Annotated in this window: 11 protein-coding genes; 5 read left to right on the forward strand and 6 right to left on the reverse strand. The window is 52.8% G+C overall.

Features of this window, described 5'->3' with window-relative positions; all coding sequences use genetic code 11:
- The first annotated feature begins 66 nt into the window (after positions 1-66).
- Positions 67-1,188, forward strand: coding sequence for a [50S ribosomal protein L16]-arginine 3-hydroxylase (gene roxA / locus G8S19_RS13425; protein ID WP_061067742.1), 1,122 nt, complete (start codon positions 67-69; stop codon positions 1,186-1,188).
- A gap of 106 nt (positions 1,189-1,294) precedes the next feature.
- Here the strand turns inward: roxA and pepT are convergent, their stop codons facing one another.
- Complete coding sequence (gene pepT / locus G8S19_RS13430; protein ID WP_005121077.1) at positions 1,295-2,518, reverse strand: peptidase T; 1,224 nt, start codon at positions 2,516-2,518, stop codon at positions 1,295-1,297.
- Between the two features lie 250 nt (positions 2,519-2,768).
- Here pepT and potA point away from each other — a divergent pair, with 250 nt between their 5' ends.
- The 4 genes from potA to potD are packed head-to-tail and all read left to right on the forward strand — an operon-like array spanning position 2,769 to position 6,596.
- Entirely contained in the window at positions 2,769-3,905 is a 1,137-nt protein-coding gene (gene potA, locus G8S19_RS13435) for a spermidine/putrescine ABC transporter ATP-binding protein PotA (RefSeq protein WP_124021659.1), read from the forward strand.
- Positions 3,889-4,746, forward strand: coding sequence for a spermidine/putrescine ABC transporter permease PotB (potB, locus tag G8S19_RS13440; protein WP_003030793.1), 858 nt, complete (start codon positions 3,889-3,891; stop codon positions 4,744-4,746). The genes potA and potB overlap by 17 nt, the downstream gene beginning before the upstream one ends.
- A complete protein-coding gene (gene potC, locus G8S19_RS13445; protein ID WP_003030794.1) occupies positions 4,743-5,522 on the forward strand; it encodes a spermidine/putrescine ABC transporter permease PotC in 780 nt (259 codons plus the stop codon). Before potB ends, potC begins: the two co-directional genes overlap by 4 nt.
- 27 nt (positions 5,523-5,549) lie before the next feature.
- The gene (potD, locus tag G8S19_RS13450; RefSeq protein ID WP_029139492.1) at positions 5,550-6,596 is read left to right on the forward strand and encodes a spermidine/putrescine ABC transporter substrate-binding protein PotD; all 1,047 of its coding nucleotides are present in this window, start codon (positions 5,550-5,552) and stop codon (positions 6,594-6,596) included.
- Positions 6,597-6,695: 99 nt separating this feature from the next.
- Here the strand turns inward: potD and cobB are convergent, their stop codons facing one another.
- Genes cobB through lolC form a run of 5 tightly spaced genes read right to left on the reverse strand, consistent with a single transcriptional unit; the run spans position 6,696 to position 11,625 of the window.
- Entirely contained in the window at positions 6,696-7,517 is an 822-nt protein-coding gene (gene cobB, locus G8S19_RS13455; protein ID WP_040231971.1) for a Sir2 family NAD+-dependent deacetylase, read from the reverse strand.
- 15 nt (positions 7,518-7,532) lie between these two features.
- Positions 7,533-8,444: an N-acetylglucosamine kinase gene (nagK, locus tag G8S19_RS13460; RefSeq protein ID WP_048211952.1), complete on the reverse strand. Its 912-nt coding sequence runs from the start codon at positions 8,442-8,444 to the stop codon at positions 7,533-7,535.
- 43 nt (positions 8,445-8,487) lie between these two features.
- The gene (gene lolE, locus G8S19_RS13465) at positions 8,488-9,732 is read right to left on the reverse strand and encodes a lipoprotein-releasing ABC transporter permease subunit LolE (protein ID WP_253685366.1); all 1,245 of its coding nucleotides are present in this window, start codon (positions 9,730-9,732) and stop codon (positions 8,488-8,490) included.
- Positions 9,732-10,433, reverse strand: coding sequence for a lipoprotein-releasing ABC transporter ATP-binding protein LolD (lolD, locus tag G8S19_RS13470; protein ID WP_003030805.1), 702 nt, complete (start codon positions 10,431-10,433; stop codon positions 9,732-9,734). The genes lolE and lolD overlap by 1 nt, the downstream gene beginning before the upstream one ends.
- A complete protein-coding gene (gene lolC, locus G8S19_RS13475) occupies positions 10,426-11,625 on the reverse strand; it encodes a lipoprotein-releasing ABC transporter permease subunit LolC (RefSeq protein ID WP_048211954.1) in 1,200 nt (399 codons plus the stop codon). The genes lolD and lolC overlap by 8 nt, the downstream gene beginning before the upstream one ends.
- Positions 11,626-11,659: the final 34 nt, after the last annotated feature.

Below are 11,659 nucleotides of genomic sequence, written 5' to 3' on the forward strand. Positions count from 1 at the left end.
ACTTCACGCTTGAGGTTAAGTATCCGTTATAATCGGTTGCAGATACCAGCCTGCGGGATGCTCATTATGGAATACCAACTCACTCTTAACTGGCCCGATTTTCTTGAACGTCACTGGCAAAAACGCCCGGTGGTCTTAAAACGCGGCTTTAACAACTTTATTGATCCACTCTCCCCTGACGAACTGGCTGGGCTGGCAATGGAAAGCGAAGTCGACAGCCGGTTGGTCAGCCACCAGGATGGCAAATGGCAGGTTAGCCACGGTCCTTTCGAAAGCTATGACCATCTTGGTGAAAGCAACTGGTCACTGCTGGTCCAGGCCGTAAACCACTGGCACGAACCAACTGCCGCGCTGATGCGGCCATTCCGTGAATTGCCGGACTGGCGCATTGACGATTTGATGATCTCATTTTCTGTACCCGGTGGTGGTGTTGGCCCGCATCTGGATCAATATGATGTGTTCATCATCCAGGGAACCGGTCGCCGTCGCTGGCGTGTGGGTGAAAAACTGCAGTTGAAGCAGCATTGTCCGCACCCTGACCTGCTCCAGGTTGATCCGTTTGAAGCCATCATTGATGAAGAGCTGGAGCCAGGCGATATTCTGTATATTCCACCTGGATTCCCGCACGAAGGCTACGCGTTAGAAAACGCGATGAATTACTCGGTAGGTTTCCGCGCACCGAATACCCGGGAGCTGATCAGCGGATTTGCGGATTACGTTCTGCAACGCGAACTGGGTAGCACGTACTACAGCGATCCAGATCTACCGCCGCGCGACCATCCAGCAGACGTGCTGCCACAGGAAATGGACAAGCTGCGCGAAATGATGCTGGGGCTCATTAACCAGCCGGAGCATTTTAAACAGTGGTTTGGCGAGTTTATCTCTCAGTCGCGTCATGAACTGGACGTTGCGCCGCCTGAGCCGCCTTATCAGCCTGACGAAATCTATGATGCCCTGAAGCAAGGCGATGTTCTGGTTCGTCTGGGTGGATTGCGTGTACTGCGCATTGGCGATGACGTTTATGTAAATGGTGAGAAAATTGACTCCCCTCACCGTCCGGCGCTGGATGCGCTCGCCAGCCATATTGTTCTGACAGCGGAAAACTTTGAGGATGCACTGGAAGATCCGTCTTTCCTCGCCATGCTTGCCGCACTGGTGAATAGCGGATACTGGTTCTTCGAAGGATAACCTATTGAGAGTGCGCCGGAAGGCGCTTCGCTTATCCGGCCTACAAATAGCGTATCCCGTAGGCCGGATAAGCGAAGCGCCATCCGGCATCTACCGGCAAAAGCGGCTACTGTTTCGCCGTCAATTCCGCAATTCGCACAATCACCTGCACGGCTTTTTCCATGCCTTCCAGTGTCACAAACTCATGCTTACCATGGTAGTTATAGCCACCGGTGAACAGATTCGGGCAAGGTAATCCCATGAACGACAGTTGCGCGCCGTCGGTACCACCACGAATGGGTTTAAGATCCGGCTCAATGTCACAATCGCGCATTGCCTGCTGGGCGATATCCAGCACATGCGGATGCTCGATCACTTTTTCACGCATATTGTAGTAGCTGTCTTCAATCACCAGCTCGATATAGCAGTCCGGATGTAACCCTTTACCGACCTTTTTGGCAATATCCATGATTTTGCGTTTACGCGCTTCAAACTGCTTACGGTCAAAATCGCGGATAATGTAGTGCATATCAGCCCGATCAACCGTCCCTTTCATGCTTGCCAGATGGTAAAAACCTTCATAGCCTTCCGTCGCTTCCGGGCTTTCATCGGCGGGAACTTCGGCATGGATGCGAGCCGCCAGCGACAGCGCGTTCACCATCACCCCTTTTGCCGTACCCGGATGCACATTGTTACCGACGATCTTGATATTGACCGACGCGGCGTTGAAGTTTTCAAACTCCAGTTCGCCCACGCCGCCACCGTCGACGGTATAGGCCCACTGCGCATCAAATGCTGCAACGTCGAAATGCTTCGCGCCTTTACCGACCTCTTCATCTGGCGTAAAGGCCACGCGGATATCGCCATGCGGAATATCTTTTTGTATCAACACAGCCAGTGCGGTCATGATTTCGGCGATACCGGCTTTATCATCCGCACCCAGCAGCGTTTTGCCATCTGTGGTGATCAACGTCTGACCCAGAAGTTGATGCAGCACCGGGAACATCACCGGCGACAAAACCTCATCGCCAATACCGAGCGCAATATCGCCGCCGCGATAGTTTTCGACAATTTGCGGATTAACGTTTTTACCGCTGAAATCCGGTGAGGTATCCACATGGGAAATAAAACCGATCGCGGGAATATTACCTGCAACGTTAGCGGGCAACGTTGCCATCAACGTCCCCTTGTCGCTCAAGGTAATATTGACCAGTCCCATCTCTTCGAGTTGCTGCTTAAGCAACTGCAATAACTTCCACTGTCCTTCAGTGCTGGGTACCTGCCGCACGCCCGATTTTGATTGGGTGTCCAGCGACACGTAGTGTAAAAAACGCTCAAGTAGTTTATCCATGCAGTCACCCTCACTTTTTGTGACAACATTATCAATAAGCAACAAAAGACAAATATTGCGTCAGGTCACTTTTATCCCCGCAAGTGAGAATATTTCTCCCTGACATCCCCTCTGACTATAGGGTTAAGTCAGTAATTCGCAACAAGGATTGGCGATTACAATGGTTTGCCGTAGAATAACCGCCCTCATTAAGAGTCATCAAGGTGGTTAACCACAAACCCCGCATCGGTCAGCCATCCGTTGCGTTTACATGGGACAGAGTAAAAAATTGAATAAACAACCGCGTTCGCTTTCTCCACTGGTGCAATTAGCGGGAATTCGCAAAAGTTTCGATGGCAAAGAGGTGATTTCCAGCCTGGATTTGACCATCAGCAATGGCGAATTTCTCACGCTGCTCGGCCCCTCTGGCTGCGGTAAAACAACCGTTCTTCGCCTGATTGCCGGTCTGGAAACGGTTGATTCCGGTCATATTATGTTGGACAACCAGGACATCACTCACGTTCCTGCGGAAAACCGCTACGTGAACACCGTCTTCCAAAGCTATGCGTTATTCCCCCACATGACCGTGTATGAGAATGTGGCCTTTGGTTTACGCATGCAGAAAACCCCCGCAGCCGATATTCCTCCTCGCGTTACTGAAGCCCTGCGCATGGTGCAACTGGAAGAGTTCGCTCAGCGAAAACCGCATCAACTCTCCGGTGGCCAACAGCAGCGCGTGGCGATTGCCCGTGCGGTGGTCAATAAACCGCGTTTACTCCTGTTAGATGAATCTCTCTCTGCGCTGGACTACAAACTGCGCAAGCAGATGCAGAACGAACTGAAAGCGTTACAGCGTAAGCTGGGTATCACTTTCGTCTTTGTCACTCACGATCAGGAAGAAGCGCTGACTATGTCAGACCGTATCGTGGTGATGCGTGACGGCAAGATTGAGCAGGACGGTACACCGCGCGAGATCTACGAAGAGCCGAAAAATTTGTTCGTTGCCGGATTTATCGGCGAGATCAATATGTTTAACGCCACGGTGATAGAACGTCTGGACGAGCAGCGTGTTCGTGCTAACGTTGAAGGCCGCGAGTGCAATATTTACGTCAACTTCGCGGTGGTTCCTGGACAGAAACTGCACGTTCTGTTACGCCCGGAAGATCTGCGCGTGGATGAAATCAACGACGATAATCATATCGAAGGCCTGATCGGCTACGTGCGCGAACGCAACTACAAAGGCATGACGCTGGAGTCGGTTGTGGAACTGGAAAATGGCAAGATGGTGATGGTCAGTGAATTCTTCAACGAAGACGATCCTGACTTTGACCACTCGCTCGACCAGAAAATGGCGATTAACTGGGTAGAAAGCTGGGAGGTCGTACTGGCTGATGAAGAACACAAGTAAATTCCAGAGTGTGGTGATCGTCACCATTGTCGGTTGGCTTGTGTTGTTTGTCTTTCTGCCCAACCTGATGATCATCGGTACCAGTTTTTTGACCCGCGACGACGCCAATTTCGTCAAAATGGTCTTTACGCTGGAAAACTATACACGCCTGCTCGATCCGCTCTATTTTGAGGTGCTGGTTCATTCCCTCAATATGGCGCTGATTGCCACGCTCGCCTGCCTGGTACTCGGCTACCCGTTTGCCTGGTTTTTGGTGAAACTGCCGGAAAAAGTGCGCCCGCTGCTGCTGTTCCTGCTGATTGTTCCGTTCTGGACCAACTCACTTATCCGCATCTACGGACTCAAAATTTTCCTCAGTACCAAAGGCTATCTCAACGAATTTCTGTTGTGGCTCGGCGTTATCGATACTCCTATTCGTATCATGTTTACCCCCAGCGCGGTGATTATCGGCCTGGTGTACATCCTGCTGCCGTTTATGGTGATGCCGCTCTATTCCAGCATTGAAAAACTCGATAAACCGCTACTGGAAGCCGCGCGTGATTTGGGTGCCAGTAAACTTCAGACCTTCACCCGCATCATTATTCCGTTGACGATGCCGGGAATTATCGCCGGATGTCTGTTGGTTATGCTGCCAGCCATGGGGCTGTTTTACGTATCCGACTTAATGGGCGGGGCGAAAAACCTGCTGATTGGTAATGTGATTAAAGTGCAGTTCCTGAACATCCGCGACTGGCCGTTTGGTGCCGCCACCAGCATTACGCTGACCATTGTGATGGGGCTGATGCTGCTGATCTACTGGCGCGCCTCGCGCTTGCTGAACAAGAAGGTGGAACTCGAATGATCGGTCGGCTGCTCAGAGGCGGTTTCATGACCGCTATCTACGCGTATCTGTATATTCCAATCATCATTTTGATTGTGAACTCCTTTAACAGCTCGCGCTTCGGCATTAACTGGCAGGGTTTTACCACCAAATGGTACGGCCTGCTGATGAACAACGACAGTTTGCTGCAGGCGGCACAGCACTCACTGACGATGGCCGTGCTCTCCGCGACCTTTGCCACCCTGATCGGTTCACTGACTGCGGTCGCTTTATATCGCTACCGTTTTCGTGGCAAACCATTTGTCAGCGGCATGTTGTTTGTGGTGATGATGTCGCCGGATATCGTGATGGCAATTTCGCTGCTGGTGCTGTTTATGCTGATTGGCATTCAACTGGGCTTCTGGTCGCTGCTGTTTTCACATATCACGTTCTGCCTGCCTTTTGTGGTCGTAACGGTCTACTCACGTTTGAAAGGCTTTGACGTACGTATGCTTGAAGCAGCTAAAGACCTGGGTGCCAGTGAAGTGACCATTCTGCGCAAGATCATTCTGCCACTGGCCATGCCGGCGGTAGCTGCAGGTTGGTTGCTAAGTTTTACGCTGTCGATGGATGATGTCGTGGTTTCGTCCTTCGTCACCGGACCCGGCTATGAAATTTTGCCATTAAAAATCTACTCAATGGTTAAAGTCGGTGTATCACCAGAGGTGAATGCACTGGCAACCATTTTGTTGGTTCTGTCGCTGGTTATGGTGATCGCCAGCCAGCTTATTGCACGTGATAAAACCAAGGGCCGTTAAGGCCCTTAATTCAGGGGACGTTAAATGATGAAAAAATGGTCACGCCACCTGCTCGCGGCGGGTGCTCTGGCACTGGGCATGAGCGCCGCTCACGCGAATGACAACAACACGCTTTATTTCTACAACTGGACCGAATACGTTCCGCCAGGATTACTGGAACAGTTCACCAAAGAGACCGGCATTAAGGTAATCTATTCGACCTACGAGTCGAACGAAACCATGTACGCCAAGCTCAAAACCTATAAAGACGGTGCGTACGATCTGGTGGTTCCGTCCACCTATTACGTCGATAAAATGCGTAAAGAAGGCATGATCCAGAAGATCGACAAGTCGACGTTAACCAACTTCCACAACCTCGATCCGGAAATGCTCAATAAGCCGTTTGACCCGAACAACGACTACTCAATCCCGTATATCTGGGGTGCAACGGCCATTGGTATTAACAGTGATGCCATTGATCCCAAAACCGTGACCAGTTGGGCTGACCTGTGGAAACCGGAATACAAGGGCAGCCTGCTGTTAACGGATGATGCCCGCGAAGTGTTCCAGATGGCGCTGCGCAAGCTGGGATACTCCGGCAATACCACCGACCCGAAAGAGATTGAAGCTGCGTATAACGAGCTGAAGAAGCTAATGCCTAACGTTGCGGCGTTTAACTCTGACAACCCGGCCAATCCGTATATGGAAGGTGAAGTCAATCTGGGGATGGTGTGGAACGGCTCCGCATATGTTGCGCGTCAGGCAGGTACACCGCTGGAAGTCGTCTGGCCGAAAGAAGGTGGGATTTTCTGGATGGACAGCCTGTCTATTCCGGCAAATGCTAAAAACAAAGAAGGTGCGCTGAAGCTGATTAACTTCCTGCTACGCCCGGACGTGGCGAAAGAAGTGGCGGAAACTATTGGTTATCCAACGCCAAACCTGGCGGCACGCAAGCTGCTAAGTCCGGAAGTCGCGAATGATAAAACCCTGTACCCGGATGCAGAAACCATCAACAAAGGGGAATGGCAGAACGATGTTGGTTCCGCCAGCGCCATCTATGAAGAGTATTATCAGAAGCTGAAAGCAGGACGCTAATTGCCCTCCTCGTAGGCCGGATAAGACGCGCCAGCGTCGCATCCGGCGCATCATAACTGCCCGATGGCGCTGCGCTTATCGGGCCTACGCCATCCGTGATCACAATCCCTTCAATAACTTCTCCACAAACTCGGGCACCACCTGGCTTGCCGGGCCGTAATACTTCTCTTCGAACTCGCTACCCACCTGGCTTGGCTCCAGATTTAACTCCACCGTATGCGCCCCATGCAGACGCGCTTCGTGGACAAAACCCGCAGCCGGATAAACATGCCCTGACGTGCCAATGGCAATGAAAACATCTGCCATCGCCAGCGCCATATAAATTTCATCCATCCCCAGCGGCATTTCGCCAAACCAGACAACGTGCGGTCGCAGGGGCGCAGGGAACTGGCAGCAATGGCATTTGTCTTCTGGCGTGACATCCCCTGTCCAGTCTAAAATCTGCCCGCTTTGCGAACAGCGAACCTTAAGAAGCTCGCCGTGCATGTGGATAACGTTCTGACTTCCCGCACGTTCGTGCAGATTATCAATATTTTGCGTTACCAGTAGAAAGCGATCACCCAGCTCGGCTTCGAGTTTTGCCAACGCAATATGCGCCGCGTTTGGCTGAATTTCGGGCTGTTGCAACTGGTGACGACGGGCGTTATAAAACGACTGAACCAGTCCAGGATTACGGCTAAATCCTTCCGGCGTTGCCACATCCTCAACCCGATGTTCTTCCCAAAGACCATCCGCAGCACGGAAGGTACGAATCCCTGATTCAGCGGAAATTCCCGCGCCAGTCAGGACTAACACCCTTGGTTTTTCCACCAGTTCAGGCACCACTCTGTCTCTGAAAAAGATCCGTTGACGCAGGCGATCGCGCAAATGGCGTTTATTTTTACGAAAACGGCTTAATCGATGACCCCGACGCGACAGCATAACAACCTCTTTGTATTAATCGGTAAGATGTAGGAAAGCGGCTCCGCGCATCCCACCCGCATCACCGTGTCGTGCCTGCTCAATACGCGGCACACGGGCAACGGGCAGCAAATGACGTGGCAGCCTGCCCGCCAGTTGCGTCGTAATAGCGGTAAAGTTCGACAAGCCACCGCCAATCACCACTAAATCTGGATCGACGATAGTCAGGATATTCCCCAGGCAAACGGCCAGCAAATCCAGATAACGCTCTACATGCGCATGCGCGTGCTCATCGCCTTGCTCCCAGAGGGTGATAATTTCACGGGCATCCAGAGGTTGATGGTAGTAATGCTGGTACAACCACGCAAATCCGCCACCGGAAAGATAACTTTCGATGCACCCCAGTTGACCACATCCGCAACGACGCAGCGGGAAATCAAATCCCATCAACGTCAACGCATCAACAGGCAAACGGATATGACCGAACTCGCCGGTAATATAGCTACGTCCAGTGATAGACTTTCCGTTAAGCACCAGGCCACCACCGACACCGGTGCCGAGGATTAAGCCCATCACTAACGGATACTGGGTGAACTCATCGTCCCAGGCTTCGGAGAGTGCAAAACAGTTGGCGTCATTATCCAGACGCACATCACGATCCAGTCGTGCGCTGAGATCGGCCCGCAGCGGTTTGCCACTGGCAGCAGGAACGTTGGCTGCATACAGCGTACCGTCCTCCGTTTCCGGCATACCAGGAATGCCGATGCCAACCGAACCTTTAATGCCAAACCGCTGGTCTGCTTCCTGCACCAAATTGCACACCGCATCAAGGAAAGCGTCATAACTGTCACGCGGCGTAGGGACGCGCGTTTCCCATTGCAAACGACGTTGATTATCGAATACGCCTAACGCAATTTTAGTCCCACCGATGTCAAATCCGTAATACATCACCGCTCCTTGATGCAGCATGAATGCTTTAGTGTATATATTGTTATTGGCCGCTAAGTACTCTCGCAGGATCAATATTGCTGGCGCGACGCGCCGGATACCAACTCGCCAAAAGACTCAGCACTAATGCTGTCACCAGCACGTAAATCACATCCAGCCAGTGTAATTCCGATGGCAGGAAGTCAATGAAATAGATATCGCCGGAGAGGAACTGATGGCCGATAAGCGCCTCAATACCATTGATGATCGGTGTGAGCTGTAGAGAAACAACAACACCAATAACCACACCTATCAGGCTACCGAACAGACCCGCCAGCAGTCCATACCAGACGAAGATGGCGCGGATCAGTCCGTCTTTCGCCCCCAGCGTTCTTAATACCGCAATATCGCCGCTTTTGTCTTTTACCGCCATCACTAACGTGGAAACGATATTAAAGCAGGCTACGCCAATCACCAGCACCATCGCCAGATACATAATGGCGCGGATCATCTGGATATCGCGATACATATAGCCGTAAGTACCGATCCAACTCTTAATATAAACATAGTTATTGGTCACTTCGCCCGCGTCCCGCACCAGCTTATTGGCGTTAAACACGTCGTTAACTTTCAGGGCAATCCCGGAAACGCTGGTTCCCATATCCAGATATTGCTGCGCATCTTCCATTGGGATCATGGCAAAGCTGTGATCGAGCTGACCGCTCAGTTGCAAAATTCCCGTCACGTGCAAACGCACGCGTTTAGGCTGCTGTAACTTATGATCCGCGCTGGCGTTAGGGATCATAATCGACACCCAGTCGCCCTGCTTCACCTTCAGCGCATCGGCAATACCCTTACCAATGATGATTTGTTGTTCACCGGCTTTAAAATTATCCCAGGCGTGGTTTTGCACGAAGGATGGCAGTGCGCTTAAACGCTGTTCCTGCTGCGGATCAACACCTTTTACCTGTACGGCGCGCAAGTTCGCCCCACTCTCCACCAGCCCGGTGAAATTGATATAAGGCGCCGCAGCGACAATACCCGGCACTTTCTGAACTTTGTCGAGTGCTTCCTGCCAGTTGTTCCACGGCTGATTTACCGCTTCAATCTCACCGTGCGGAACCACGGCCAGAATACGGTTGTTCAACTCTCGCTCAAATCCGTTCATGGCGCTTAGACCGACGATCAACACCGCCACGCCCAACGCAATACCGACGGTAGAAATCACGGAAATCAGCGACACCATGCCACCGCGCCGCCGACCGCGGCTAAAGCGCAGACCGATCAATAATGATAAAGGCGATGCCATTACTCGGCCCCCATCAGGCTCAGTTCAGCCGTCAGGCGACCATCGCGCATTTCAAGCTGGCGGCTCATGCGCTTCGCCAGTTGTAGATCGTGCGTCACCACCAGAAATGCCGTGCCCTGAGAGCGGTTCAGCTCACCCAGCAGTTCGAAAATGCTGTCCGCGTTTCGCGCATCAAGGTTACCCGTTGGCTCGTCTGCCAGTACCAGGCGCGGGTTATTCACCAGCGCACGGGCGATGGCTACGCGCTGGCGTTCGCCGCCCGACAGTTCAGACGGGCGATGACTGGCACGGTGATCCAGCCCAACCGCTTTCAGCATGTCACGTGCGCGCTCGGTAATTTCAGCCGGCTTCTTCTTGCCAATCAGTAGCGGCATCGCCACGTTTTCCAGCGCGGTAAAGTCTGGCAACAAATGGTGGAACTGGTAAATAAATCCGAGCTTCTGATTGCGCAGTTCCGCTTTCGCCGCTGACGAGAGTTTGCTCATCGGCTGACCGCTAAAAATGACGTCGCCGGAAGTCGGTGTATCCAGCCCGCCGAGCAGATGAAGCAGTGTACTTTTGCCGGAGCCTGAGCTGCCGACAATCGCCATCATCTCACCCTCGCCGACGCTAAAACTGACATCGTGCAGAACATCAGTCTGCACCGTGCCTTCCTGATAGCGTTTGCACAGGTTGTCGCATTGCAACAGGATCTTATTCATAACGTAAAGCCTCAGCGGGTTGAGTGGCGGCAGCGCGCCAGGAAGGATAAAGCGTAGACAGCAGCGCGATGGCCATCGCCACCAGCGCAATGACGATCACCTGCAGCGGCTCAATAGCAACCGGCAACGCGGCACCGTCCAGCAGCACACCGATAATTGGCATCAGGTTGTTCAGTTGGCTGGCGAGCAATGCGCCCAGCACCGCGCCCAGCAGCGCGCCGATAATCCCGGCACTGGCCCCCTGCACCATAAACACCATCATGATTTGCCGCGGCGTGAGCCCCTGCGTTTGTAGAATCGCCACTTCCCCTTGCTTCTCCATTACCATCAGACCCAACGAGGTAATAATATTAAAAGCCGCCACTGCCACGATCAGGCTAAGCAGCAGCCCCATCATGTTTTTCTCCATGCGCACGGCCTGGAACAGTTCCCCTTTGCGCTCGCGCCAGTCCTGCCATTTGGTGCCCTGCGGCAGCGTTTGCTGGCTCAGCGTATCAACTTTTAACGGTTCGTTCAGCCACAGACGCCAGCCGGTAATATTGTCCACCGGATAGCGCATCAGGCGGGAAGCATCCTGAATGTTGGTCAGCATCTGGTAGCCGTCTACTTCGCTGTTGGCGGCGAAGGTGCCAATCACCGTAAACAGACGCTGGCTCGGCAAACGCCCCATCGGCGTAAACTGGCTGGCCGAAGGCACCATCACGCGAATTTGATCGCCGCGATTGACGCCCAACTGCCCGGCAAGCTGCTCACCGAGGATGACATTATACTTACCCGGCTGCAGATCTGTTTGCTTCACATTGACCAGATACGGCGTGAGAGGATCTTTTTGCGCCGGGTCGATGCCCAGCATCACGCCGACCGCCACGCTACGCGCACTTTGCAGCACCACATCCCCCGTAGTTATCGGTGCGACGCGGTTGACGCCGTTCAACACCACGGCTTTTTCCGGCAGTTGCTGCGGGTTCAGAGAACCCTGTTCAGACGAGAGAACGGCCTGAGGCATCAGGCCAAGGATATTGTTTTGCAGCTCGCGCTCGAAACCGTTCATCACCGACAACACCGTGACCAGCGCCATTACCCCGAGGGTAATGCCAATGGTGGAGAGCCAGGAAACGAAGCGACCGAAGCGATCTGCTGCACGCCCACGCATATAACGCAGGCCAATGAATAGAGCGACAGGTTGGTACATGAAATCCGTCTGGTTGCTGTTAGCAAAGTCACGA

It is taken from the genome of Citrobacter sp. SX206, assembly GCF_024181025.1.
Lineage (GTDB): Bacteria > Pseudomonadota > Gammaproteobacteria > Enterobacterales > Enterobacteriaceae > Citrobacter > Citrobacter youngae.

Excerpts from the sequence above, each read along its gene's own strand:
- roxA (WP_061067742.1), top strand. The coding sequence starts at position 67 with ATGGAATACCAACTCACTCTTAACTGGCCCGATTTTCTTGAACGTCAC.
- pepT (WP_005121077.1), bottom strand. The coding sequence starts at position 2,518 with ATGGATAAACTACTTGAGCGTTTTTTACACTACGTGTCGCTGGACACC.
- potA (WP_124021659.1), top strand. The coding sequence starts at position 2,769 with ATGGGACAGAGTAAAAAATTGAATAAACAACCGCGTTCGCTTTCTCCA.
- potB (WP_003030793.1), top strand. The coding sequence starts at position 3,889 with ATGAAGAACACAAGTAAATTCCAGAGTGTGGTGATCGTCACCATTGTC.
- potC (WP_003030794.1), top strand. The coding sequence starts at position 4,743 with ATGATCGGTCGGCTGCTCAGAGGCGGTTTCATGACCGCTATCTACGCG.
- potD (WP_029139492.1), top strand. The coding sequence starts at position 5,550 with ATGAAAAAATGGTCACGCCACCTGCTCGCGGCGGGTGCTCTGGCACTG.
- cobB (WP_040231971.1), bottom strand. The coding sequence starts at position 7,517 with ATGCTGTCGCGTCGGGGTCATCGATTAAGCCGTTTTCGTAAAAATAAA.
- nagK (WP_048211952.1), bottom strand. The coding sequence starts at position 8,444 with ATGTATTACGGATTTGACATCGGTGGGACTAAAATTGCGTTAGGCGTA.
- lolE (WP_253685366.1), bottom strand. The coding sequence starts at position 9,732 with ATGGCATCGCCTTTATCATTATTGATCGGTCTGCGCTTTAGCCGCGGT.
- lolD (WP_003030805.1), bottom strand. The coding sequence starts at position 10,433 with ATGAATAAGATCCTGTTGCAATGCGACAACCTGTGCAAACGCTATCAG.
- lolC (WP_048211954.1), bottom strand. The coding sequence starts at position 11,625 with ATGTACCAACCTGTCGCTCTATTCATTGGCCTGCGTTATATGCGTGGG.